23 protein-coding genes are annotated in these 23,629 nt (G+C 64.1%); 10 read left to right on the top strand and 13 right to left on the bottom strand.

Translation table 11 applies throughout. From position 1 onward, the window contains the following. Positions 1–8: 8 nt before the first annotated feature. The 8 genes from GPA22_RS00670 to GPA22_RS22575 are packed head-to-tail and all read left to right on the top strand — an operon-like array spanning position 9 to position 7,127. Positions 9–1,016 carry an NADP-dependent oxidoreductase gene (locus GPA22_RS00670; protein ID WP_169254170.1) on the top strand — a complete coding sequence of 336 codons (1,008 nt, stop codon included), beginning with the start codon at positions 9–11 and terminating at the stop codon, positions 1,014–1,016. A 1-nt stretch (position 1,017) separates the two neighbouring features. Continuing rightward, positions 1,018–2,043, top strand: a complete 1,026-nt coding sequence (locus tag GPA22_RS00665) for an NADP-dependent oxidoreductase (RefSeq protein WP_169254169.1) — start codon at positions 1,018–1,020, stop codon at positions 2,041–2,043. Between the two features lie 48 nt (positions 2,044–2,091). Beyond that, positions 2,092–3,531 carry an MmgE/PrpD family protein gene (locus GPA22_RS00660; protein WP_169254168.1) on the top strand — a complete coding sequence of 480 codons (1,440 nt, stop codon included), beginning with the start codon at positions 2,092–2,094 and terminating at the stop codon, positions 3,529–3,531. A gap of 12 nt (positions 3,532–3,543) precedes the next feature. Next, positions 3,544–4,344 carry an enoyl-CoA hydratase-related protein gene (locus tag GPA22_RS00655; RefSeq protein ID WP_169254167.1) on the top strand — a complete coding sequence of 267 codons (801 nt, stop codon included), beginning with the start codon at positions 3,544–3,546 and terminating at the stop codon, positions 4,342–4,344. A 24-nt stretch (positions 4,345–4,368) separates the two neighbouring features. Next, positions 4,369–5,259, top strand: a complete 891-nt coding sequence (locus GPA22_RS00650; RefSeq protein ID WP_169254166.1) for an SDR family oxidoreductase — start codon at positions 4,369–4,371, stop codon at positions 5,257–5,259. Between the two features lie 29 nt (positions 5,260–5,288). Beyond that, positions 5,289–6,089 carry an enoyl-CoA hydratase/isomerase family protein gene (locus GPA22_RS00645; RefSeq protein WP_169254165.1) on the top strand — a complete coding sequence of 267 codons (801 nt, stop codon included), beginning with the start codon at positions 5,289–5,291 and terminating at the stop codon, positions 6,087–6,089. A gap of 39 nt (positions 6,090–6,128) precedes the next feature. Further along, on the top strand, positions 6,129–6,872 hold the full coding sequence (locus tag GPA22_RS00640) for a VOC family protein (protein ID WP_169254164.1): 744 nt from the start codon (positions 6,129–6,131) through the stop codon (positions 6,870–6,872). 12 nt (positions 6,873–6,884) lie between these two features. Then, positions 6,885–7,127 (top strand): hypothetical protein, encoded by a 243-nt coding sequence (locus tag GPA22_RS22575; RefSeq protein WP_211168855.1) that lies wholly within the window; start codon positions 6,885–6,887, stop codon positions 7,125–7,127. Between the two features lie 31 nt (positions 7,128–7,158). Here the strand turns inward: GPA22_RS22575 and GPA22_RS00635 are convergent, their stop codons facing one another. The 13 genes from GPA22_RS00635 to GPA22_RS00575 all read right to left on the bottom strand — a co-directional run bounded on the left by GPA22_RS00635 (position 7,159) and on the right by GPA22_RS00575 (position 19,697). Beyond that, entirely contained in the window at positions 7,159–7,857 is a 699-nt protein-coding gene (locus GPA22_RS00635) for a nitroreductase family protein (RefSeq protein ID WP_211168854.1), read from the bottom strand. 50 nt (positions 7,858–7,907) lie between these two features. After that, positions 7,908–8,972, bottom strand: a complete 1,065-nt coding sequence (locus tag GPA22_RS00630) for a phosphotransferase family protein (RefSeq protein ID WP_169254163.1) — start codon at positions 8,970–8,972, stop codon at positions 7,908–7,910. Between the two features lie 37 nt (positions 8,973–9,009). Beyond that, positions 9,010–10,164, bottom strand: coding sequence for a CaiB/BaiF CoA transferase family protein (locus tag GPA22_RS00625; protein ID WP_169254162.1), 1,155 nt, complete (start codon positions 10,162–10,164; stop codon positions 9,010–9,012). Next, a complete protein-coding gene (locus GPA22_RS00620) occupies positions 10,161–11,429 on the bottom strand; it encodes an acyl-CoA dehydrogenase family protein (protein ID WP_169254161.1) in 1,269 nt (422 codons plus the stop codon). Before GPA22_RS00620 ends, GPA22_RS00625 begins: the two co-directional genes overlap by 4 nt. Before the next feature lie 41 nt (positions 11,430–11,470). Beyond that, entirely contained in the window at positions 11,471–12,256 is a 786-nt protein-coding gene (locus tag GPA22_RS00615) for a glucose 1-dehydrogenase (RefSeq protein ID WP_169254160.1), read from the bottom strand. A gap of 34 nt (positions 12,257–12,290) precedes the next feature. Next, the gene (locus GPA22_RS00610; protein ID WP_169254159.1) at positions 12,291–13,061 is read right to left on the bottom strand and encodes an SDR family NAD(P)-dependent oxidoreductase; all 771 of its coding nucleotides are present in this window, start codon (positions 13,059–13,061) and stop codon (positions 12,291–12,293) included. A gap of 174 nt (positions 13,062–13,235) precedes the next feature. Beyond that, positions 13,236–13,454 carry a hypothetical protein gene (locus GPA22_RS00605; RefSeq protein WP_169254158.1) on the bottom strand — a complete coding sequence of 73 codons (219 nt, stop codon included), beginning with the start codon at positions 13,452–13,454 and terminating at the stop codon, positions 13,236–13,238. Positions 13,455–13,462: 8 nt separating this feature from the next. Further along, the gene (locus GPA22_RS00600; RefSeq protein WP_343035906.1) at positions 13,463–14,479 is read right to left on the bottom strand and encodes an MFS transporter; all 1,017 of its coding nucleotides are present in this window, start codon (positions 14,477–14,479) and stop codon (positions 13,463–13,465) included. A 106-nt stretch (positions 14,480–14,585) separates the two neighbouring features. Continuing rightward, positions 14,586–15,464 carry an enoyl-CoA hydratase-related protein gene (locus tag GPA22_RS00595; protein ID WP_169254156.1) on the bottom strand — a complete coding sequence of 293 codons (879 nt, stop codon included), beginning with the start codon at positions 15,462–15,464 and terminating at the stop codon, positions 14,586–14,588. A gap of 76 nt (positions 15,465–15,540) precedes the next feature. Beyond that, a complete protein-coding gene (locus GPA22_RS00590) occupies positions 15,541–16,761 on the bottom strand; it encodes an acyl-CoA dehydrogenase family protein (RefSeq protein ID WP_169254155.1) in 1,221 nt (406 codons plus the stop codon). Positions 16,762–16,799: 38 nt separating this feature from the next. Then, positions 16,800–17,843 (bottom strand): alcohol dehydrogenase catalytic domain-containing protein, encoded by a 1,044-nt coding sequence (locus tag GPA22_RS00585; protein WP_169254154.1) that lies wholly within the window; start codon positions 17,841–17,843, stop codon positions 16,800–16,802. 47 nt (positions 17,844–17,890) lie between these two features. Then, the gene (locus tag GPA22_RS00580; RefSeq protein WP_169254153.1) at positions 17,891–18,943 is read right to left on the bottom strand and encodes a phosphotransferase family protein; all 1,053 of its coding nucleotides are present in this window, start codon (positions 18,941–18,943) and stop codon (positions 17,891–17,893) included. A 13-nt stretch (positions 18,944–18,956) separates the two neighbouring features. Beyond that, complete coding sequence (locus tag GPA22_RS00575) at positions 18,957–19,697, bottom strand: SDR family NAD(P)-dependent oxidoreductase (RefSeq protein WP_169254152.1); 741 nt, start codon at positions 19,695–19,697, stop codon at positions 18,957–18,959. Positions 19,698–19,920: 223 nt separating this feature from the next. Between GPA22_RS00575 and GPA22_RS00570 the strand changes: the two genes are divergently transcribed. After that, positions 19,921–20,667 (top strand): lysophospholipid acyltransferase family protein, encoded by a 747-nt coding sequence (locus GPA22_RS00570; protein ID WP_169254151.1) that lies wholly within the window; start codon positions 19,921–19,923, stop codon positions 20,665–20,667. A gap of 192 nt (positions 20,668–20,859) precedes the next feature. Continuing rightward, positions 20,860–23,616 (top strand): winged helix-turn-helix domain-containing protein, encoded by a 2,757-nt coding sequence (locus GPA22_RS00565; RefSeq protein ID WP_169254150.1) that lies wholly within the window; start codon positions 20,860–20,862, stop codon positions 23,614–23,616. The last annotated feature ends 13 nt before the right edge of the window (positions 23,617–23,629 follow it).

Below are 23,629 nucleotides of genomic sequence, written 5' to 3'. Positions count from 1 at the left end.
CGCATCAGATGCCAACAACAGAAATCAATCGCCAATGGATTTACGCGCAGCGCCCGAGCGGGGCTGTCGGACTTGAACACTTCCAGTGGCGTGAGGCGGCAATTCCGACTCTCGGCCCTGGTCAGGCCTTGGTCCGCCTGCGCGCGCTGTCGGTCGATCCGGCGCAGCGCGCCTGGATGATGACCCGGACCTACCGGCCGCAATTGCAGCCCGGCGAGGTCATGGCGGCTTTCGGCATCGGCGAGGTCGTGGAATCCAATACCCCTGGGCTGGCCCCCGGCGATCTGGTGGACGGCGACCTGGGCTGGCAGGATTTTGCTGTCGTCACGCCGGAAAGCGTCCGGCGGCGGGATAAGGATCAGACGCTGGAGCACCTGGTTGGTGTTCTCGGCATCACCGGTCTCACCGCGTTCTTCGGCCTGCTCGATGTGGGCGATCCGCGGCCGGGGGAGACCGTCGTGGTTTCCGGCGCGGCCGGTGCGGTGGGCTGCATCGCGGTGCAGATCGCCCGGCTCGCCGGCTGCCGCGTGGTCGGCATCGCCGGCGGCGCCGAGAAGTGCCGCTGGCTTGAGGAAGAGCTGGGTGTCGATGCTGCCGTCGACTACAAGGCCGGCAATTTGTACGAGGCCTTGAAAGCGGCGTGTCCGAACGGAGTTGACGTGTACTTCGACAATACCGGCGGCGAAATCCTCGAGATGGCGCTGGCGCTGATGAATACCCATGGCCGCGTCGCCTGTTGCGGCGCGGTGTCGCAGTACAACCAGGCGGAATGGGGCGGCGGTCCGCGCGGCGTGCCGGGCGTGCTGGTGGCCAAACGCATCCGCATGGAAGGCTTCCTGGTGATGGATTTCTACAAGCAGCGCAAGGCAGCCGAGAAAGTCCTGACGAACTGGATCCGCAGCGGTCAGCTCAAGACGCCGATGGATGTCGTCGAAGGACTCGAGAACGCGCCCCAGGCCCTGATCGACCTCCTCCACGGAAAGAACCGGGGCAAGATGATGGTGCGGGTAGGTTGAGATGGCTCCGATCGGCGTCAATCGGCAGTGGATCTACAAGCAGCGCCCGCAAGATGCCGTGGGCGTCGAACATTTCGAAATGCGGGAGGTTGCGCTACCCACAGCCGGGGCCGGCCAGCTTCTGGTGCGCGTACTGGTTGCTTCGGTGTCGCCGGGGCAACGTGCCTGGATGATGACCGATACCTACCGGCCGCGCTTGCAGCCGGGCGAAGTGATGGCTTCCTACGGGCTCGCCGAGGTAGTGGAATCGCGCAGCGAGGGCTTCACGCCCGGCGACATCGTGGATGGTGACTTCGGCTGGCAGGATTATGCCGTTGTCGCGCCCGGGGCGGTTCGCCGGCGGCAGGCCGGGATACCACTTGAATGGCTGGTGGGGGTACTGAACCTGACCGGCTTCGCGGCGCATGTGGGCCTGTTTGAGGTGGCAAGGCCGCGGCCTGGCGAGACCGTGGTGGTGTCCGGCGCCGGAGGAGCGACCGGCTGCGTCGCCGTGCAACTGGCGAAGCTGGCCGGCTGCCGTGTCGTGGCGATCGCTGGCGGTGCCGCCAAGGGCCAGTGGCTGGTCGAGGACTTGGGCGCGGACGCGGCTGTCGATTACAAATCGGGCGATCTGGACGGGCAGTTGCAGGCGGCGTGCCCCGAAGGCATCGACGTCTATTTCGACAACACCGGTGGCGAGATCCTCGCTGCGGTGCTTGCCCGCATGAATGCCCACGGCCGCGTGGCCTGTTGCGGCTCGGTTTCCCAGTACAACCAGGACGATTGGGGTGAAGGACCCCGCGGCGTTCCTGGCGTGTTGGTGGCCAAGCGCATCCGGATGCAGGGTTTCGTCGTTTTCGACCATCTGCATCGGCGCCCGAACGTGGAGTCCGGATTCCTGGAACTGCTTCGCAGCGGCAAATTGAAAGCACCGGTGCAGACCGTGGATGGGTTGGAGAACGCGCCCCAGGCCTTGATCGATCTGCTCGAAGGGCGCAATCGCGGAAAAATGATGGTCAGCGTCGCCTCCCCGCGACAACCCCGCTAGTCGCGGGTGCCGCCGGCCCGCTGCAAACACAGCTATGGAGAGAAGCCGATGAACGCATTCGAACCGATCAGGCCTGAACAGGACCCCGCCGGTAAGCTGGCCGAGATGGTGGTCACCACGGCATTCGAGGATATCCCCACGGCGGTGGTCGAACTGGCGAAAAGGGCCATTCTCGACACCCTGGCCGTCACCATCGCCGGCTCCAACTGGGAAGTCAGCCCACAGATCGTGCGTCAGGTGGTGGAGTGGGGCGGCGCGCCGCAAAGCCCGATCCTCGTCCATGGCCAGCGGGTGCCGGCGCCGCTGGCGGCGTTCGCCAACGGCGTCATGGCCCGTGGCATCGACATGGGCGACGTGCATGAAACCGGCGGCCACGTCACGGAATGGAACGTCCCCGCCATGCTGGCCGCGCTTGGCATCGCCGGGAAGCCGGTCACTGGCAGGGAATTTCTCGTCGCCTATATTACCGGCGGTGAATTGAGCGTCCGGGTGAATACGGCAATGAACGGCACTGCTTATGCTTCTTTTGGCGTGCCCGGCGAGTACATGGGCCCTCTCTGCGCCACGGCCTCGGTATCGCGGCTGCTCGGCCTGAGCGTCGAGGAAACCTGGAATGCTCTGGGGATCGCCTATTCGAATCACGGCATGTCGGAAATGCAGAAGTACGCCGAGGGCACGCAGATGGCGCGGGTCCAGCATTCCTTTGCTGGCGAGACCGCGATCAAGGCGGCGCTGCTGTCGCGCAAGGGCGTGACCGGGCCGAAGGGGATTTTCCTCGGCGTGCCCGGCGGCTCGTTCCGGCATATCGGCTGGAGCGACGTCCGTCCGGAAGTCCTGACCGAAGATCTCGGCAAGCGCTGGATCTATGCCGAAGGCTTGTCGATGAAGCCCTATTCGGCCTGCAAGTTCACCCATTCATTCATCGCCGGCGCCATCGAGATCATGCGGCGCAACCGGCTCGATTACCGGGACATCGCCAGCGTCCTGTGCATCGGCAGCGAAGGGGCGCGGATGACCGTCGAGCCTCGGGAAGCGAAATGGAACCCGAAAACCGTGGGCGAGGCGCTGTACAGCACGCCTTACACGGTGGCGACGGCGATCATCGGTGGCGACGTTTTCCTCGGCGATTTCACGATCGAGGAAGTCAATAGGCCAGACAAGCGGGCCCTGATGCAGAAGATCGCCGTCGAGTTCGATCCCGGGATCAAGGAGCAGTTCGAGGGCTTCACCGTCGAGATCACGCTGCAAGACGGGCAGGTGTTCCGGCAGCGCACGCCCTATGTGCTCGGCCACACCAGGAATCCGATGAGCTGGGACGACCTGGGCCGCAAGCTATCGAAATGCGCGGCCTATGCCGCGGTGCCGCTGGCGGAGGCGAAGCTGAACAGGCTCGTCGAGCTGTGCACGGATCTCGACCAGGTCGGGGACGTGTCGGAGCTGCTGAACGCGCTCACCCCCTCGAATCCTGACCGCCATCCTGCATCCTGAGGAGGCGCAGCCATGAGCTTTGCGACGATCAACGTGGATGTTTCCGGTCATGTCGCAACGCTGACGCTGAACCACCCCGGCAGCCGGAACAGCCTGTCGGAGGCGACCCTGCGGGAATTGATCGAGGCGCTGGATCGGCTGCGCGCGCACGATGAGGTGCGGGCATTGATTCTCACCGGAGCGGGGCAGGCGTTCTGCTCCGGCGCCGATCTCGGGAAAATGGATGCCGTCGATGTTGATGGCATGTCCCTCGGCAAGCGTGCCGCGGCGACCATGGACGCGATCGCCAATCCGCTCATTCTGGCATTGCAGCAGTTTCCTCTACCGGTGGTAGCCGCCGTGAATGGCGTCGCCGCGGGAGGGGGATTGGCGCTTGCGCTGGCGGCGGACATCGTGATTGCCGCGCGCTCGGCCTATTTCCTTACGCCGTTTCTGCCGCGTCTGGGCATTGTGCCGGACATGGGCGCCACTTGGTTCCTGCCGCGCCTGGTCGGGCGGGCGCGCAGTCTTGGCCTGTTGTTGCTGGGTGACCGCTTGCCGGCTGAGAAAGCACAGGAGTGGGGATTGATCTGGGCCTGTGTCGACGACGCTGAGCTGATGGATGAGGCGAGGAATATTGCAGGACGGCTGGCCCAGGCGCCGCCGCATAGCGCCCTCGAAGCGCGTCGCGCACTGGACGCGGCTGACGGCCAGGGTCTGGTGGCCCAGCTCGGCTACGAACGTGACCGGCAGCGCGAACTGCTGGACGCACCCGCTTTCAGGGAGGGCGTGAAGGCGTTCTTCGAGAAGCGTGCGCCCGTCTTCGAGCGTTGATCCAAGCGATGAGAGGAAGTAGCGATGTTGTTTGACGACTTGATGTTCAAACCGGGGCTGATGCGCGGACAACGTATCCTGGTCACCGGTGGCGGGACGGGGCTGGGGCGGGTGATGGCCGAAGCCTTTCTGCTGTTGGGAAGCGAGGTCTACATCTGCGGACGTCGTGGCGCCGTGGTCGAACAGACCACCGCCGAACTGATGGCGCAGCATGGCGGCAAGGTGGTGGGCCTGGCCTGCGACATTCGCCAGCCCGAGGCCATCGCCGCCATGCTCGACAGCATCTGGGACGACGGCGGACCGTTGACCGGCCTGATCAACAACGCCGCCGGGAACTTCGTCAGCCGCACCGAGGATTTGTCTCCGCGGGCCTTCGACGCAATCGCCAATATCGTCTTCCACGGTTCCTTCTACGTCACGCTGGAATGCGGCAAACGCTGGCTGGCGGCGGGACGGCGCGGCAATGTCCTGTCCATGGTGGTCACCTGGGTCTGGAACGGTTCGGCGTTCACGGTTCCGTCCGCCATGTCGAAGGCCGGCCTGAATGCGATGACGCAATCCCTAGCGGTCGAATGGGGCGGCCGCGGCATACGCATCAATGCCATCGCGCCGGGCGTTTTTCCCACCGAGAGCGCCGCCGCCAGGCTCGATCCCACCGGGGCGGCCAAACCCGGCGACGATGTACCCATGCGGCGCGTCGGGCAGATGTCCGAACTGGCGAATCTGGCGGTCTACCTGATGGCGCCGGGCTCCGACTACATCAATGGCGAAACCATCGTGATCGACGGCGGGCTGTACCCGGCGACCGGCGGCAACTTCGCCAAGCTGACCAGTTTGACCGACGAGGATTGGCGCCGTACCCGCCAGTTGATCGACGAACGCAATGCCGCCGACAAGGCCAGGCGCACGACTTAAGCAGCAAACCGCCTAAGGGGGCTGACAGAATGAAATACAACTGTCTCGATCTGGAGCAGCGGGGGCCGGTACTCTGGGTCACGCTGAACCGGCCACAGGTACTGAATGCGCTGAACCTCGAACTGGTCGATGAACTGGGATCCTTGTTCACCGGCCTGTACACCCGCGAGGATATCCGCGTCGTGGTCATGCGTGGCGCGGGCCGGGCCTTCTGTGCCGGGCTCGATCTGACCGAGCATGGCGAGGAGGCCGGCACCCTTTCGGTGTCTGAGGGCTTGGCGGCGACCCGCCGCTACCGCGACATCGCCATCGCCATGCGCCGCTGCCCGCAACCGATCATCGGCCTGCTCAACGGGCCGGCTTGCGGCGGTGGATTCGCCCTGGCCCTGGCGACGGATGTGCGTATCGCCACACCCAGCCTGCGCATGAACGCTGCGTTCATCCGTATCGGCTTCAGCGCCTGCGACATGGGACTCAGCTATTTCCTGCCGCGCATGGTGGGCAGCTCGCTTGCCGCAGAATACATGCTGACCGGGCGCTTCATCGATGCGCAGCGCGCTTACGAACTGGGGCTGGTCAGCCGTGTGGTCGAGCCGGAACAACTCGATGGGGAAGCCAATGCCCTGATCGAAGACATGTTGAGGGCTTCGCCGCTCGGTCTGCGCCTGACCAAGGAGGCGCTGGGGCACGCCATCGACGGCCAGAGCCTGGAAGCGGTGATCGCCATGGAAGACCGCAACCAGACCCTGTGCGCCCATGGCGAGGATTTCCGCGAAGCCATGATGGCGTTCATCGAAAAACGCCAGCCCCGTTACGCTACGACAGGGTAGACGAACACCGGGCTGGCCTAGATTGAAAAAGGAGGGTGCATGTCGGTCCGACTCTCGGCCCTGAGCCATATCAGCGCCATTGTGGATGACGCCGATGCCGCGGTGCGCTTGCTCGGCGATGTTTTCGACGCCCCGGTGTTGAAACGGGTATCTTCATCTTTGCAACAGGAGAGTGCGACGCGGATATTGCATGCGGGGCTCGGTGACGTCCGGCTGCAGTTCGTCCAGCCGAGGCCGGCGGGCGGACGACTTCATCGGCGACTCAAGGAACAGGGGCCGCAGGTTGATGGCTTGGCGTTTTTCGTCGAGGACCTGGCGTCCGCGGTGACTGAACTTGCGCAGGAGGGCATCGTCATCCTCGAACGCTCGGACATTGTGTTGCAGGCCGCCACAGGTCCAGTCGAGGCGCCGGTCTGTGTGTTTGCGACGATGGAGCGTCTCGGCTTCAACATCGAGCTGATCGAGGGCGCCAGCGGCAGTTCGAAGGTTGCGGGCGACGATGAGCCACCGGGCGATGCGCTGTTCGGTAATTTGTCCCCCCTTTTGCATGTCGAACTCGCCGTCGATGATCTGGACGATCCCTGCGCGCTGTTGCAGCGGTTGTTCGGCTCCAGGAAGGTCGAGAGCAGCTTCGCTCAATTTCTCAGTAGCCTAGGTTCCCTCGATATCGTACATGTGAATCTGGGCAATGTGGTTCTTCAATACTGCCGCCCGAAGACAGAGGACTCCCCCTGGGCGCAATTGCTGGCGCGCCGAGGCCGCGCCATTCACAACATCACCTAGCTGGTGCGCGACATGCCCGCGACCGTGGCGGCGCTGGCGCGACAGAATGTGCGGGATCTGCGCAGTTTCTCCCTCGATTTCGGCAAACTGGTCGGTCGTGAGAACCTGCCGGAACATCTCGCTCCGCAGCGGATCGTTGATCTGATGCCAAGGCTCGGCTTCCATATGGAATTGACCGAAGCCTTTGCAAGCAATATCGACGACTTCATTTTCAACCCTTTCGGCAACTGGAAAGCGCGTCCGCAGTGCCCTTGATGGCGTCCATCAAACGGGGACAGCTCCAAGTTTACCGGTGAAACTGGACGGCGCTTGGACAGCGCGCCCCGGCCCACGCGGGCGGCATTGGCCTTCGCGCCGGGGTCTTCGTAGCCAAAGGAAATGCCCAGCAACAGCCGATGCGCCGACGGGATGCCGAGGTGTTCGCGCACCACGCCGGATACAGGGTCAGGGCACCCTGCGCGCAGGAATCGATCCCGCGCGAGACCATTGCCAGCATGAGCGTCTGAGCATACATGCCGCAATCCGTTGCCTGGCGGACGTCGAACGGCAGCGGCATGAAGATGAAGGCCACGTGCGGTGCGTCAAAGAAGGCGAAATTGCGCAGATAGGCGTCGTTGCGGCCCGCCATGTCTTGCCTTTCCACGCCCAGGGCGCCGTAGAGCTGTGCTGCGGCATCGAACTGATGTTCGCGGAAAACGCCTTCGAACCTGATATCGACGGGCCAGTCCGGATTCAGCTTTTCGGGGCAGCGCGCGGCCGCGAGCAGTTTGTCCCGCAGGTCGTGCCGCGCATCGCCCGACACGACGTGCACGATCCACGGCTGCACGTTGCAGTTGGACGGTGCCCGCTGAGCAAGCCCGAAGACGTCCCGAAGGACGTCAGCGGGCACTTCGTCGGCAAGGTAGCCGCGTACCGACCTCCGCCTGAAGAGAACTTCGTCGAACGAAAGTGTTTCCAGCACGGAGAGGGAGGCGTTCTTTTTCATTCCGGTATTTCCACGTCATCGGGTCGTGTCGACGTCGGGCGGTATGCCCGCTACCAGTCGAGCGGCCTGGCGGTCAGGGCAAGGGCATGGTCGAGGGTGGAGGCGAGAACAGCGGGCATATCGATGGTGCTGGCATTGGGCATGGCCTCCCGCTGGTAGAGGGTGATCAACTGGGCTATTGCGCCGACGTTGCGGAACATCGCGAGCAGCCAGTAGAACTTCACGTCCGCCTCGGAGAGATGAATGCCGGTTTGCCGTTGATAGACCTCCAGCGTCTGGCGCCGGGTCCACCAGCCGGAGGCGGTGCAGGGCATGTACCACTGCTGCGCATAGACCGGACCGTCCGACGGTTCGCCCCAGAGGCTGAGCATCAGCATCAGGTCGTAGCAGGGGTCGCCGATGGTCGCCATCTCCCAGTCGACGATGCCTTGCACGGTCAGGGTCTCCGGGGCGACCAGCACGTTGTCCAGCTTGAAATCCAGGTGTACCAAGGTCCCTGGCCGTTCGGCCGGCTGATGGGCGGCCAGCCAGTCGCGGAGCAGGTCGACCTTGCGCATCGGCTCGCCCGACATGACCCGTGAGGCGCGTTTGTGCCAGCCGTGGATCTGCCGGGCGATGAAGCCTTCGGCCTTGCCCAAGTCGGCGAGCCCGGCCTCGACGGGGGAAATTCGGTGCAGCTGCGCCAGGGCGGCGACGATCAGCGCACTGAGCCTGCTGCCAATGTGGTCCACCGCGGCGAGTTGCTCCGGCAATTCGCGGCCGATGGCGATGCCTTTGCGGAATTCGCTGATCAGAAAGGGCACGCCGATCACTCGGGTGTCGTCGCAATACGCCAGCCCCCGCGGCGTGGTCGGTAGGCATTTGCCCAGCCGGGAGAGAATCTTGTACTGGCGGGCGAAGTCGTAGGCGCCGGGGGGCGCGTCGTTGTCGGGCGGACGGCGGAACACCGCCGGCTTGCCGTCGAGCGAGACGAGGTAGTTCAGATTGGCGATGCCGGAGGCGAACTGGCGGATCTCCCGCTCACGGTCGAGGGTCATGCCTTGTCCTGCGAGATAGTGGGCAACGGCGTCCCAGTCCTGTGCCGCTTCCCGGCCCTTGTCGATGAACATGGTCATGGGGCTTCCTGTTGTCGGGGGAGATGGCTGTTCGGGTTCAGGTGTGCGGCGGCAGCACCCCGCTGGCGCACAGCGCGTCGATCCGGCCGGGATCGAAGCCCCAGTCGCGCAAGGCAGTTGCGGTATCGGCGCCGGGCGCGGAAGGGGGCCGGGGCGCGGGTGGCGGAGTGCGGCTGAAGCGCGGCGCCGGCGCCGGCTGGGTGACGCCGTTGATGTCGATGAACATGCCGCGTGCGCGGTTGTGCGGATGTTCCGGCGCTTCGTTCCAGTCAAGCACCGGAGCGAAGCAGACATCGCTTCCTTCCAGCAGGGCGCACCATTCAGCACGCGTCTTGGTCTTGAAGATCCCGGCGAGCCGTGCCTTGAGTTCCGGCCAGCGTCGATGGTCGTGCTGCGCGTCGAACACAGGGTCGTCCAGCCCCAGCTTCTGGCGCAGCAGGGTGTAGAACTGCGGTTCGGCCGCGGCGATCGAGATGCAGCGGCCGTCGGCGCAAGCGTAGGCGCCGTAATAGTGGGCGCCGCCGTCGTTGACGTTGCTGCCGCGCTCGTTGCGCCACAGCCCGGCGGCCTTGAAGCCCCAGTTCATCGCGGCGAGCAGCGCCGAGCCTTCGGCCATGGCCGCGTCGACCACCTGGCCGTGGCCGGATTTCCCCGCTTCATGCAGGGCACACAGGATGCCGAAGGCCAGCAGCATGCCGCCGCCACCGAAGTCGCCGATCAGGTTCATCGGCGGCAAGGGCGGTTCGTCCGGCTTGCCGATGGCGTGCAGCACGCCGGCCAGGGCGATGTAATTGATGTCGTGGCCGGCGGCCTGCGCCAGCGGGCCGTCTTGGCCCCAGCCGGTCATGCGCCCGTAGACCAGTCTGGGGTTGCGCGCGAGGCAAATATCCGGGCCCAGCCCCATGCGTTCCATCACCCCAGGGCGGAAGCCTTCCAGCAGGATATTGGCCTGTGCCACGAGGTCGAGCACCGCCTCGGCGGCGCCAGGCTTCTTCAGGTCGATGGCCACCGAGCGCCGGCCACGGGCCATGACGTCGAAGCGCGGTTCGACCAACTTCATGATCTCGCCGCCTCCCCGCCGGTCGATGCGGATCACTTCCGCGCCCATGTCGGCCAGCATCATGGCGCAGAACGGCGCTGCGCCCAGGCCGACGATTTCGACGACCTTCACCCCTGCCAGTGGCCCGCTCATGCTTCGCTCCCCAACTTCATGAAGCCGAACATATAGCCGGCAACACGGCGCATCTGGATTTCCTCGGTGCCTTCTGTGATGCGGTAGCGACGATGGTGACGGTAGATGTGTTCGAAGGGCTTGTGCCGGGAATAGCCCAGGCCGCCGTGGACCTGCATGGCCCGGTCGGCCGCCTCGCAACACAGCCGGTTGGCCCAGAAGTTGAGCATCGAAACCTTGTCGCTTTGCGATGCCGCACCGTACTTGTCCATCAGCCAGGCGGTCTTGTACAGCAGGGCACGGACCATTTCGCACTGGGTCTGCAATTCGACCAGGGGAAACTGGATGCCCTGGTTGGTCGCCAGCGGCTTGCCGAAGGGCGCCCGCTGTTTGGCGTAATCGACCGACTGGTCGACGCAGTATTGCGCCGCGCCGAGGCTCGCCGCAGCCTGGCGGATGCGGTTTTCGTTGAAGAAGCGCTGCGCGATCGCCAGGCCCTCGCCTTCGCGTCCGACGATGTCGTCGTTGTGAACCCTGACCTCGGTGAGGCTGACGGTGGCGTGGTCGGTGGGCATGACGAAGGTCCACAACAGTTCCTCCACCACATGCCCCTGTGGTGGCAGGGGCTTGAGCGGCACCAGGAAGGCGGTGATGCCGTGCGCATCACCGGCCTTGCCGCTGGTGCGGGCGAACACCATATTGCTGTCCGCCCAATTGGCGCCCGAGTTCCAGGTCTTGATGCCATTGATAATCCAGTGCTCGCCTTCGCGCTGGGCGATGGTTTCCATGTGGGTGGCGTCCGACCCGTGACCGGGCTCGGTGATCGCCATGGCCATCGCCGCGGAACTGTCGAGGAGCGGCGGCAGGTATTTCCGCTTCTGGGCTTCGCTGCCGAACTCGATCAGCAATTGGGCGGTGAGTACCCGCACGGAAACGATGGCGTGCTCGGTGGCGGCGTCGTTGTGCAGGCCCAGTCCCCTGGCGTTCAGGTGCTCGCGGATCACCGCCATATCCAGGTTGCTGCCATCCCGGCCGCCATAGGCCGGAGGCAAGGCGTAGCGGTAATGGCCCGCCGCATCGGCACGCCGTACCACTTCGGCCAACAACGCCCTCCATTCCTTGGCGTGCTGCCCGCCATTTTCCCAATCGGTCCGCGCGTTCTCGCGACGGTGGTCGAAGAAGCGGTTGTTGTCGTCTTCATTTTCCAGCGGCTTGATCTCGCGCTCGATGAAGTCATCCAACTCGGCGAGGTAGTCGGTCAGTTTTTTTGGCAGTTCCAGATCCACGGGATGGCTCCTTCATTATTCTCGAGGGGGGTGGCACGACCTCAACTGAGGCGGCCGAACGGATGGGTGCTCGATACCCCACCATCGACCGCGATGGCCTGGCCGTTGACGTAGGACGCATCCTCGCTGGCGAGGAATGCCGCCATGGCGGCGATTTCCCCGGGCTGTCCGGGGCGCTTGAGCGGATTGACCTGGCCGAGCCGGGAGGCGGCGCCGCGTGCCTTGGCTGCGTCGAACAGCGCCTTGGTGCCTTCCGTTTCGATGAGCCCCGGCAGAATGGCGTTGACTCGCACGCCGCTGCCAGACAGCTCGTTGGCGGCCACTTGCGCCAGGGAGTTGACGGCGGCCTTGCTGGCGCTATAGGCCGCATCCCCGGCATTGGCGCGCAGGGATGCGACCGACGAGGTGAAGATGATGGACCCGCTGCCCTGCGCCCGCATATGGCGGCCGGAGTACCTCGTGGCGAGAAAGGCGCCGATGAGATTGACCCGCAGCACCTCCTGCCACTGGGCGACCGTCTGCTCGAACAGCGAGACGTTGCCGACCCAGGTCGCCGCGTTGGCGAAAAACACCTCCAGGCCGCCGAGTTCGGCGATGCAGCGGGAGATCATGGCCTCGACGTCCTCCTCGACTGCCGCGTCCGCCGCCATCGCGATGGCGCTGCCGCCGGCGGCGCGGACCAGTTCGGCGGTTTCCTCGACCTTGGCCGCGGTGCGGCCCGTGACCAGCACCTGGGCGCCTTCCTGCGCGAAGCGCAGCGCGCTGGCCCGTCCGATGCCGCTGCCCGCGCCGGTGATGATCGCGCGCTTGCCCTGTAACCTTTGCACGGGGTTGCCCTCCTTTGCCGATGAAGATCCGGATTTAGGTCCCCGCAATGGTCAGGCCGCCATCGGCCATGAGCAGGGCGCCGTTGATGTAGCTGCTGTCTGCCGAGGCGAGGAAGGCCACCACTGCGGCGATTTCTCCGGCCTCGCCGAAGCGGCCGATGGGCACGTTGCGCTCGCGTGCCTGGAGGGTGGGCTGGTCGAACTTGCCCAGCGAGGCCGGTGTAGCGATCATGCCGGGTGCGATGGCGTTGACGCGGATGCCGTGGGGGCCGAGATCGAGCGCCGCGGCGCGCGTCAGCCCCGTTACCGCCGCCTTGACGGCGCAGTAGGCGACGGAATCCCGGAGCCCCATTACGGCGGCCGCGGAACTGAGGTTGATCACCGTGCCGGCGCCGCGCCGCTTCATCTGCGCGGTCGCGGCCTGGGTCGCCCAGATGATGCCTTTCAGGCCCACGGCCAGCATCTGCTCCAGAGTTTCTTCGTCGATCGCGTCGATCGCCTGGTAGCGCGCCCAGACGGCATTGTTGACGAGCGTCGCGACCGGTCCGCCGAAATCGGCTTCGATGCGCTGGAACACCTCGTGCACCTCGCTGCGCCGGGCGACATCGACCACGTAGGGGTGGACGTCCAAGCCGTCGGTGCGCATTTCCGCGACTGCCGCTTCGAGGCGGGCTGGGCTGACGTCGAGGCAGGCGACGCGGGCACCCTCACCGGCGAGTCGTTCGGCGATCGAGCGGCCGATTCCTCGTGCCGACCCGGTAACGACCGCGACGGTGTCAGCCAGTCTTTGCCTGGTGTCTGCCATGCGGAAACTCCAATGCCTAGCTTGTGGAATCGATGCAGTGGGAGCCTGCAGCTCGACCTTTGAATCATTACCGCCGGATGGCGGCGGGCCATCGTCCGAAACGACAGAACTTCAATCGGCAATGAAAAGGGGTCATGCCGGTTTGTCGAATGGATGCTCGCTTGTCCGTCCGACCTACGCCGCCCTGGGAATTTGGGCGCTCATTCTGATGGCCAGGATGGACATGGCTGCGGAGAGGGCGACCAGGCCGATGCTGATGAGCAGCATGGTGTCGTAGGAGCCCGTCAGATCGTAGGAAGTCCCGAACAGCGGCGGGCCCACGGCGACGCCGACGCAGGCCAGGGCATAGGCAACGCCGTATATGGACGCGAAGTCCTTCGTTGCGCCGAACATCCTCGATATCAGCAGCGGCGGAAAGATACTGTTGTAGGCGTAGCCGAAGGCATAGGCAACGAACAAGGCCGCGCCGATGCCGGAGAGGACCGCCTGCCCGCCCATCCGGGTAAACAGGAAGAGCGCAAGGGCGCCGAAGGCAGGCAAACGAGATTCGAACCGACGGTTCCGATACGATCATTCAGCCAGCCCAGGATCACCTTGGCGCCGATCAGGGAAAGCATGCACAGACTCATGAAGGTCCCGGCCTCGACCGGGCTGATGCCCTTGCTCGTCAAATGAGCCGGGGCATGCTGGATGAATCCTATGATCGAGGCGTGGCCGAAGAGCAGTCCTGCGCATACCAACCAGAATGCGCCGGATCTGTACGCCACGGCGGCGGATACGCCCGAAGGTGCGGCGAACGGCCCCGGCGTGCCCGTTTCCTTCCTGGCGCCATAGGGCTGCAAACCCATCTTCGACGGATGATCGCGCAGGAACGGTGCAATCGGAATCGTCAGCACCAGTACCACCATCCCGAGGAACAGATAGGCAGCCGGCCAGCCAGTTTTCATGATCATGCCGGGAAGGAAGGTGCTGGCGAGGGCGGCATAGACACCGGTAAAGGCCATCGCAATGCCCATCGCCGTGCCCCGGCGCTTCTCGAACCAGTTGGTGACGATGACCGAGGCGGGCAGGAACGAGCAGGCTGGCAATGTGAATCCGACGACGATGCCGGCAATATAGAATTGCCACAGGGCGGTGAATTGGGACATTGCCAAGTAGGAAAGGCCCGCGCCGGAGATGGCGACCATGGCCCTGATGCCAATCCTGGGCAGCATCCTGCCCCAGAAGGGCATGGACACGATGACCATCAGGGACATGATGCTTGTATAGAGGGTGAAGGCCGCCCGCGGAACGCCCAATGCCGTGGACACCGGCAAGGTGAAGAAGGATAGCAGGGTCGTCGTCCCCATGGTCGCCACCAGCAGGCAACTGAAGGCCAGCTGAAGCCACGCCCTGTGAGATTTTTCTTTTATTCCCACGGGAATACCTCTATTCAGTGTTTTGGTTGCTCTCGGTACTAGAACCGCGCCTGGAATTCCAACGACTTATGATGAATACGGTCTCGCGGTAATCGTCTGTTGCTGGTCAGGGGATATCGCCCTTATTTTTCATTCCAGACTCGGCAGCCAGCGCCTCTGCGACTTTGAGGAGCAGTGTCCCCATGCGCGCCTCGCCATCACGGGTATGCGCACCGAGCTCCATGAATTTGCGGAGCAGTCGTTTCGTTGCAGGATCGCGTACGGCGTGCGCGGCGAGCAACTGCTCCTCCAACAATCCCTGCCGCCATGGAAGATCGATGTTGCCCACCGACTCCTTTGCCAGCGCCACGGCATGGGGTGGCCATTTCGCGATACGGAACGCAAGGGCCTCGACGAAGCTGTCCATTTCGTTAACGGTGTCGAAGATGCGGTTGAGATAACCCCATCGTTCTGCCGTTTCGGCATCGAGATCGTTACCGCCGAGAATGACCTCGAGCGCTCGCCCGCGGCCCATGAGTCGAGGCAGGTTCTGCGATCCAGAGGCGCCAGGCAGAAGGCCAAGCGGCACCTCCATCTGGTTGATCACTGTTTTGCCGCGCACGCCGAATCGCATGTCACAGGATGACGCCAGTTCGCTGCCTCCGCCGCCAGCGCGGCCTCCAATTTTCACCAGGCTGGGTTTCGGATTGTCCCTAAGCATTGCGCACATGGCCTGCAGTGGACTTAACTCCCTGGCGCGTTTGGGCAACCCCTCGATGGATTTCTGAATGACGACGGGGGTATCGAAATGTGCGATGAAAAATTCCGGGTCCTGGCTCTGCAGCACCAGCACACGAACACTGTCATCTGCGGAGATCCTTTGGCCCAATTCGGTCAGGTCGGACATCATCTGTACCGACATTACGTTGCAGGGCGGACTGCCGATCGTGGCGAATAAGACGCCACGATCGAGCGTGCCGGTTATGGTATCAAAGCGATAAGTCACCAGAACCTCCAGAAGTGCCCATATGCCAGGCTAGGCTCAAGACTGTTTCGGATTTCGGGGCACGCCCTGGACTGCTCTATGCGTCGTAGCGCGCGAGCTCCAGCTTGGCAATGGCGTTGCGATGCACCTCATCCGGCCCGTCGGTGAAACGGATCGCGCGCTGCAGGGCGTACATTTCGGCCAGGGGCGTGTCGTCGCACAGGCCGCTGGCGCCGTACATCTGGATAGCCCAATCGACGATCCGGCTGGAGACGTTGGGTGCCAGCACCTTGATCATGGCGATTTCGCCACGTGCCTGCTTGTTACCGACGGTGTCCATCATGTACGCGGTCTTGAACACCAACAGGCGGGCCTGTTCGATCATGATGCGGGCCTCGGCGATGCGCTCGCGCCAGACACCCTGCTCGGAAAGGGGGCGGCCGAACGCCACCCGGTTCTTGGCTCGGCGCACCATGAGTTCCAGGGCGCGCTCGGCGACACCGATGCAACGCATGCAGTGATGGATGCGCCCCGGCCCCAGGCGCCCCTGGGCGATTTCGAAGCCGCGACCTTCGCCGAGGAGCAAATTGCCGACCGGCACGCGGACGTTGACCAGTTCCACGGCCATGTGGCCGGAGGGCGCATGGTCGTAACCGAGCACGCGCAGCGGGCGGGTCACCGTGATTCCGGGGGCATCGGCCGGGACCAGGATCATCGATTGCTGCAGGTGCCGGGCGGCAGTCGGATCGGTCTTGCCCATGACGATGTAGATCTTCGTGCGCGGGTCGCCGGCGCCGGAAATCCACGACTTGCTGCCGTTGATGACGTAGTGGTCGCCGTCGCGCTCGATCCGGGTTTGCACGTTGGTCGCGTCCGAACTGGCCACGTCCGGTTCGGTCATCACGAAGCTGGAGCGGATTTCGCCGCGCAGCAGGGGGTCGAGCCAGGCGTCCTTCTGGGCTTCGGTGCCGTAGAGTTCGAGGGTTTCCATGTTGCCGGTGTCCGGCGCCGAGCAGTTGAACACCTCGGGCGCCCAGTGCACCTTGCCCATGATTTCGCACAGCGGGGCATAGTCCAGGTTGGACAGACCTTCCGGCGCCCGCGCGGAATGCGGCAGGAACAGGTTCCACAGGCCCGCCGCTTTCGCCTTGTCCTTGAGTTCCTCGACGATGGCGGTCGGCAGCCAGGCGTTGCCGGCGCGCCGGTTGGCTTCCACCTCCTCGGTAAATCGATGTTCGTTGGGGACGATGTGTTGGTCGAAAAAGCGCAACAGGCGCTGTTGCAGTTCTTTTGACTTGGGACTGAAATCGAATTCCATGGAGACTCCTCGTTGTGATGGGGATCCGCAGGACGAACCTACGGCGTCATGACGATCTTCAACGCACCGTCGAGGCGTGCATCGAATATCCGGTAGGCTTCTTCGCCCTGGTTCAAGGCGAAGGCGTGGGTAACGAAGCGTTCAGGGTGCAGCCGTTCCTGCTGGATGAGAGGAACCAGCGATTCCCAGTGCTCTTGTGCGGAACACAGGCCGGCACGGAAGTCGAGATTGCGGATCAGAAGCTCGCGGAATGGGAATTCGCTGATGGCGGAGATGCCCGCACCGACCACGGAAACGGTGCCGCACTTTGCTACCAGGCCAATCGCCAGTTTTATCGTCGCATCGAGACCGACGGCCTCGATGGCGCTATGCGCCATCTGGCCGCTGGTGGCTTCTTGGATTTCGGCAAGCGCGGTGGTCGGTTCCAGCGGAATAGCGCCCAGGCTTGCCGCGATCTGGCGTCGTTCGGCGATGGGGTCGATGGCGAAAACGCGGCTGGCGCCGAACACAAAGGCACTTTCCACCGCCATCAGACCGATCGACCCGAGACCGACGACTGCAACCGTATCGCCCGGGTGGATCTTGGCATTGATGCACCCGAGCCACGCGGTGGGGAGGTTGTCGGTCAGCATGATGGCCTGGTCGACGCTGATGCCTTCGGGCATGGGGGCTGCATTGCAGTCCGCGGCCGGCACCCGGATGGCCTCGGCCTGGCAGCCTGCCAAGCCGCGCCCGATGCCGTAGATCCGCATCGGTCCGCTGGTACATGCCTGAACGTGCCCGGCGAGGCAGTTCCGGCAGGCACCGCATCCGACCGACGCCGAGAGCATGACCCGGTCGCCCGGTTTGAAACGGCGCACCCCTTTGCCGGCCTCCATGACTTCGCCGATGGCTTCGTGGCCGACGCTGAAGCAAGGGGTTTCGTTTCCGGGAAACGGTTGGCCGTGGTAGATGTGCAGATCGCTGCCGCAGATGCCGCACGCTTCCATGCGCACCACGATATCGTCGTCGTCTTCCAGCCTGGCATCTGCAACCGTTTCATAGTGGATGGTTCGTGGACCCGCGTAACAGAGCGCCTTCATAGATGGTCCTCGTCACAGGTGGTAAACGGCGTCAGGCGGCAAGCCATCTAACGGCTCTCCATCCAGTTCTGCGCGCGTTCGAACAGGCGGAGCGTGGCGGCATGCAGCGACAGGCCGACATCCATCGGCGCCTTGCCGGCGCAGGCGCGGGCGTAGCTGCCTTCGAGCAATATGCCGAGCTTGTAGCAGGCGAGTACCGTGTACCAGCGCAGGTCGGACAGGTCTCGCCGGCTGGTCTGCGCATAGCGCTCGATCAGTTCGTCGGCGCGGACAAAGCGGTCCCAGGGCGAGGCTTCGAGCTTGGGGACGATGCCGGCGCCGTCCGCGTCGGGCCAGGTGGCGATCAGCCAGCCCAGATCGATCAGCGGGTCGCCGATGGTGGCCAGTTCCCAGTCCACGATCGCCGCCAATTCCGGACGCTCGTGCTGGAACATGACGTTGGCCAGGTGATAGTCGCCATGTACGATGCCCGGCTGGAAAGTGGCCGGCTTGTTCGCTTCCAGCCAGAGTCCCACGGATTCGGTCCCCGGGATGCCGGCCGGGCCGGGCCAGCCTGGATAGTCGCGATAGCCTTCGAGTTGGGACCGCCAGCGGCCCACCTGGCGTTCGAGGTAGCCTTCGATCTTGCCGAAATCGGCAAGGCCCACGGCAACGTAGTCGACCGCGGCGAGTTCGGCGATCGCTTCTGCCATGGCCAGCCCAATCTGTTGCCGGTAGCCGGCATGCTCGACGAAGGGGGCAGGCAATGGCCCGGTGGGGGTGAAACCTTCCACTGGTTCCATCAGGTAAAACCCGGCACCGAGAATCGTCTTGTCGTCACAGCCGACGATCAGGCGCGCATGGGGGACCCGGGTGCCGGCCAGGGCGCCCAGCACCCGGGCTTCCCGCTGCATCGTTGCCGTGCCGTCCATGCGCGGGTGCGGAGGAGGGCGGCGCAGGACGAATTGCCGGTCGCCGCGCTGGAAGCGCAGCAGCAGATTCTGGGTGCCACCGGTCAGGGGGCGGGCATCGGCAATCGGTCCCTGCTCCAGGCCCCGGCTGTCCATCCACGCAGCGAGTCGATCGACATCGACGAGTTCCTGCCAGGCTTCGCGCGCCATTCCGCTCTCCCGGTCAGCGCAGCGTGAGGCCGCCATCCACCGGGATGGTCTGGCCAATCACGTACGAGGCGAGGGGCGATGCCAGGAACAGGGCGACGCCAGCCACTTCCTCCGTGCTGCCCAGGCGGCCTAGGGGGATCTGCGAGCACATCGCGGCGACGCGCTTGGGATGGTCGGTGGTGACCTTGGTCATCTTGGTGGGCACCATGCCAGGAGCGATGCCGTTGACCCGGATGCCCTCGGGTGCCCAGGCGTCGGCGAGGTTGCGGGTCAGACCCATGGCGCCGGTCTTGGAGGCGCCGTAAGCCGGGTTGCCGCGGGTGGAGTGGAAGGCGGACGAAGAACTGATGACGATGACCGAGCCGGCGCTGGCCTGGAGCATGTCGTGAAAACGATCGCAACAGTCCATCAGGCTGTTCAGGTTCACTTCGACCACCTTGCGGAAATTCTCGGGCTGGAATTCGGCCCGGTCGTAGAGCACGATGCCCTGGCTCAGGACCAGCACGTCGAGCCGGTCGAAAGCCGGCTGGTAGTGCCGGATGCTGGCGGGAGAGGACAGGTCCACCTGCGCATAGTGCAGCCCGGCCAGATCCGAGTCCGGGGAATCACCATAGGCGCCGGCATCGGCCCGCGTGCCCCAGACATGGACACTTGCCCCTCGGGCCCGGAACGCCTGGGCGATGGCGTTGCCGATCCCGCTCGATCCCCCCACTACCAGTACCGTCTTGCCGGAAAAATTGAGTTCCTGTGTCATCTGAAGGTCTTCCAAGATTGCGCAGTGCCATGATCGATGGGCAGGCTGCCCGGGAATCATGCTGCCCGATTGCTGATTGGCGCCTAGTGTGAGTAGAAACAAGCGGGGGGGCATCGTCGGATCGGACAGTTTGTTTCAGCGGTACTTGTGGGAACATCTCGGTAAGTTCCCATCCATCCGGTTCTGCAACGGTGGTTGCCGATTCTGCAGCCTAGAGAAAACCATGCTTGCCTTGCGTTCCCTGTTGTTTGCAGTGTTCCTTGTGATCGTCACGCCGCCCTGTGCGATCCTGGGCATACTCGCCTTTCCGTTGCCGTCCTCCGTGCGCCGTCGTATCGTCGCCAGCTGGGCGCCGCTGGTGATGTGGTTCGCGTGGCATCTGCTGGGCATCCGCTATCGGGTTATCGGACGCGAAAACATTCCCGCCGGATCCGCCGTGATCGTGTCCAAGCATCAATCGGCGTGGGAAACGATGGCGCTGCAGGTGATATTTCCGCCGCTATGTTTCGTATTCAAGCGCGAGTTGCTGAAAGTGCCGTTCTTCGGCTGGGGGCTTGCCTTGACTTCCGGCATCGCGATCGATCGGGGCGCTGCCAAGGACGCGCTGACCCAGGTCGTCGAGCAGGGGCAGGCGCGTCTTGCCGAAGGCTTCTGGGTCGTGGTTTTTCCCGAGGGGACGCGGGTGGAGCTCGGGGCGACGCGCCGCTACCAGCCGGGCGGCGCCAGGCTCGCGCAACAGGCGCAGGTACCCGTGGTCCCGGTCGCGCACAATGCCGGCGAATTCTGGCGGCGTGACACCTGGCTGAAGACGCCCGGTGAAATCATCGTCAGCATCGGCCCCGCCATCGCGCCCGGGGACATGGATGCCAACGAAATCAATTTGGCTGCCAGAAATTGGATTGAAGCAGAGATGCGCAGATTGTTTCCGCATCATTATGCGGCAACAATTCCTCAGGCTGCGGCAAGCTGATGCCTTGCGAAACCGGCGCCTGGATGGCTGCATCAGGGCAGTATTCGCGGGTCCGCGGAATTCGGAAGAGATTGCTCAATCAGTCACCGGTTCGGATGCTTTAAATATAAATATCATGCATCGAGCCCTGTTAGTCGAGGAGATAGACAGCAAGACAGCAGCAGTTCAAGGAATTGTAGGAGGAGATAAAATATGTCAAATAATTCAGAAATTGATTCAAAAGAATCGCCGGTGCAATTGCCCGGCATCGTCCGGCGGGCGAAACTGGCGGCGCCATCGGCGGCCTATCGACCGGTCGCGAGACGCAAGATCGCCGAATTGGTGGCGCGCTCCGCCGATACCCGGCTGATCCTGTTCCGGGCGCCCGCCGGTTTCGGCAAGACCACCGCGATGCGCCAATACCTCGATCACCTGCAGGCCGACGGCCGGCGGGTGGCCTGGCTGACCCTGGATTCCCTCGACGACGATTTCCGTCGTTTCCTGACCCACCTCATCGCAGTCTTCGATCAGGTGTTGCAGCCGGCGGGCAGCCATGACGAGTACCAGGTTTCGACCGGCGTGACGCCCGGGGTCGATCAGTTGGCGCTGAGGCTGGTCGATAGCGTGGCCGATTGCGAACATCCGTTCACGCTCTTCATCGACGAATTCGAATCGGTATCCAACCGCTCCATCGACGACCTGCTTCGGGTCATCATCAGTCGCCTGCCGCCCGGCGGGCAATTGGCGATCGCGTCGCGCGAGGCGCCCAACCTGCAACTGGGCCGCCTGCGCGCCCAAGGGCAACTGGTGGAAGTGGACCAGATGTGGCTGCGCTTCTCCCGCGAGGAAACCGACTTCTTCCTGCGTACCCAGAGAGGTTTGAAGCTCTCGGCAGAAGGCGTCGCCAAGCTCTACGGCGATACGGAAGGCTGGCCCGCGGTGCTGTGGCTGGCCTCGATGGCGCTGGAAAACCGGCAAAACCCGGAATCCTTCATCGCCACGTTTTCGGGGTCGAATTCGGCCGTGGCCGAATACCTGGCCGAGGCCGTTCTTTCCAACCAACCGGAAGATGTGCGGAGTTTCCTGCTCAAGAGCAGCATTCTCGGCGAACTCAACAAATCCCTGTGCGATGCCGTGTGTGGCCGTGACGACAGCGATCAGGTCCTGATCGGCCTGGCGCACTCCAATGTCTGCGTCACGACCCTGGATGGTGGCGAGCAGAACCTCTACCGTTATCACGGTCTTTTTGCCGCTTTCCTGCGCGGCCAACTGGAGCGGCTCTATCCCCAGGAAATTTCCGCCCTCCACCTGACCGCTGCCAAGTGGTACGAAGCGGAACGGCGGCCCATTCCGGCGATCGAACACGCGCTGGCGTCGGGGATGACCGAATATGCACTTTCGCTTATCGCGGCCCGCAGCAACAGCCTGCTTTTCGAAGGCCGCTTCCGGCTGCTGGCACGCTGGCTCGACGCCTTGCCGACCGAGTCGCTGCGGCTCAAGCCGCGTTTGCGCCTTGCCCATATCTGGGCGCTGACTTTCACCCGGCGGGGCGCCGAGGCGCTGCGGCGCCTGGATGCGCTTGAAGGCGACAAGGCGGTGCTCCCGGCCAGCGAAGGCTTGTCCAATGAAATCGATGCCCTGAGACCCTATATCCTGGCGATCCTGGAGCGCCACGAGGAAGGTTTCTGGCTGGCGGAGGAGGCGGTCCACGCGGTTGTCCACCGGGACAGCTTTTGCTATGCCATCCTCACCACGACGTTGGCGACCTGGCGGGTTGCCGCCAATCGCTATGCCGACGCGATCGAACTGCTGACCCGTTCGAATCCGGACGGCGAAACCCGGAGCACGACCTTCCCCATCGTATACACGATGTGCCTGCAGGGGCTGGTAAGCCTAGCGCAAGGCCGGGTGCGGGAGGCCATCGCGCATTTTCGCGTGGCGCTGGGCGAGGCCGAAGTGGCTTTCGGCAGCCGCAGCGTCGGGCGCTCGATCGCTGCGGTCTATCTCGCTGAGGCCCTGTACGACATCGACGAGCTGGACGAGGCAGAACAGTTGCTGGCGCTCTATCTTCCGATCGTGCGGGAGTACGTCCTGCCCGATCAACTGATCATCAGCCACGTCATTTACGCCCGCATCGCCCACGACCGCGGCGATCTCGACCACTGCTACCACTATCTGAGCGAACTGGAATACTTTGGTCGGCACAACAACTTGCCGCGCGTGATCGCGTCCGCCCAACTGGAAAGGGCCAGGATGGCCTTGCTCAGAGGCGACCTGGCAGACGCCAGGAATCAATGCGAACGCGCCGAATACCCGGCGGCGTGGGCCAGCCTGCGCGGCATGATCATGCCGGCCAACGATCTGGAAACCACGGAACTGTGTCGCTTCCGCCTGTTCGTGCATGGCGGCGGCGATGCGGGAATCATCGATGCGATCAAGGCCGAGATCCGCTCGGCCCAGAACCATTCCAGGAACCGCCGCGTGCTGAAGCTGAAGATTCTGCTGGCCAAGGCACTGCACATGTCCGGCCAGGTTCGGCTGGCGATGCGGATGATCCAGGAATGCACGGAGACGGCGTGCAGCGAGGGCCTGGTCCGCACCTTCCTGGAGGAGGGCGCCCCCATCGTCGAACTGCTGCGCGAACTGCGCCTGGCCCGGCAGGTGGAAGGCAAGGAGCAGGGCGACGAACTAACTTTGTTCATCGATCGGATTCTGCAGCGGGCCGGATGCAAGCTGGAACCGGCGGGCAGCGAGGACGAGGTGGTCGATGCCACAGCCTCGCTTTCGGCGCGTGAATTGAACATCCTGGAGTTCGTGTCCTTCGGCCTGTCGAACAACGCCATCGCCGAAAAGCTGTTCGTCACCGAGAGCACGGTCAGATCGCACCTGCGCAAGATCAACGCCAAGCTCGGCGCCGGCAACCGGACCCAGGCGGTGAACATGGCCCGGCGCCAGGGGTGGATCCGCTGATATTCCTCCCCTC

The organism is Aromatoleum toluvorans, assembly GCF_012910905.1.
Lineage (GTDB): Bacteria > Pseudomonadota > Gammaproteobacteria > Burkholderiales > Rhodocyclaceae > Aromatoleum > Aromatoleum toluvorans.
Note: the sequence above shows the minus strand (reverse complement) of the source record. Positions and strands in the feature narration are given on the sequence as shown.

Bases quoted from the DNA above. Each gene is read 5' to 3' on its own strand.
- GPA22_RS00670 (WP_169254170.1), top strand. From the start codon at position 9: ATGCCAACAACAGAAATCAATCGCCAATGGATTTACGCGCAGCGCCCG.
- GPA22_RS00665 (WP_169254169.1), top strand. From the start codon at position 1,018: ATGGCTCCGATCGGCGTCAATCGGCAGTGGATCTACAAGCAGCGCCCG.
- GPA22_RS00660 (WP_169254168.1), top strand. From the start codon at position 2,092: ATGAACGCATTCGAACCGATCAGGCCTGAACAGGACCCCGCCGGTAAG.
- GPA22_RS00655 (WP_169254167.1), top strand. From the start codon at position 3,544: ATGAGCTTTGCGACGATCAACGTGGATGTTTCCGGTCATGTCGCAACG.
- GPA22_RS00650 (WP_169254166.1), top strand. From the start codon at position 4,369: ATGTTGTTTGACGACTTGATGTTCAAACCGGGGCTGATGCGCGGACAA.
- GPA22_RS00645 (WP_169254165.1), top strand. From the start codon at position 5,289: ATGAAATACAACTGTCTCGATCTGGAGCAGCGGGGGCCGGTACTCTGG.
- GPA22_RS00640 (WP_169254164.1), top strand. From the start codon at position 6,129: ATGTCGGTCCGACTCTCGGCCCTGAGCCATATCAGCGCCATTGTGGAT.
- GPA22_RS22575 (WP_211168855.1), top strand. From the start codon at position 6,885: ATGCCCGCGACCGTGGCGGCGCTGGCGCGACAGAATGTGCGGGATCTG.
- GPA22_RS00635 (WP_211168854.1), bottom strand. From the start codon at position 7,857: ATGAAAAAGAACGCCTCCCTCTCCGTGCTGGAAACACTTTCGTTCGAC.
- GPA22_RS00630 (WP_169254163.1), bottom strand. From the start codon at position 8,972: ATGACCATGTTCATCGACAAGGGCCGGGAAGCGGCACAGGACTGGGAC.
- GPA22_RS00625 (WP_169254162.1), bottom strand. From the start codon at position 10,164: ATGAGCGGGCCACTGGCAGGGGTGAAGGTCGTCGAAATCGTCGGCCTG.
- GPA22_RS00610 (WP_169254159.1), bottom strand. From the start codon at position 13,061: ATGGCAGACACCAGGCAAAGACTGGCTGACACCGTCGCGGTCGTTACC.
- GPA22_RS00605 (WP_169254158.1), bottom strand. From the start codon at position 13,454: ATGTTCGGCGCAACGAAGGACTTCGCGTCCATATACGGCGTTGCCTAT.
- GPA22_RS00590 (WP_169254155.1), bottom strand. From the start codon at position 16,761: ATGGAATTCGATTTCAGTCCCAAGTCAAAAGAACTGCAACAGCGCCTG.
- GPA22_RS00585 (WP_169254154.1), bottom strand. From the start codon at position 17,843: ATGAAGGCGCTCTGTTACGCGGGTCCACGAACCATCCACTATGAAACG.
- GPA22_RS00580 (WP_169254153.1), bottom strand. From the start codon at position 18,943: ATGGCGCGCGAAGCCTGGCAGGAACTCGTCGATGTCGATCGACTCGCT.
- GPA22_RS00575 (WP_169254152.1), bottom strand. From the start codon at position 19,697: ATGACACAGGAACTCAATTTTTCCGGCAAGACGGTACTGGTAGTGGGG.
- GPA22_RS00570 (WP_169254151.1), top strand. From the start codon at position 19,921: ATGCTTGCCTTGCGTTCCCTGTTGTTTGCAGTGTTCCTTGTGATCGTC.
- GPA22_RS00565 (WP_169254150.1), top strand. From the start codon at position 20,860: ATGTCAAATAATTCAGAAATTGATTCAAAAGAATCGCCGGTGCAATTG.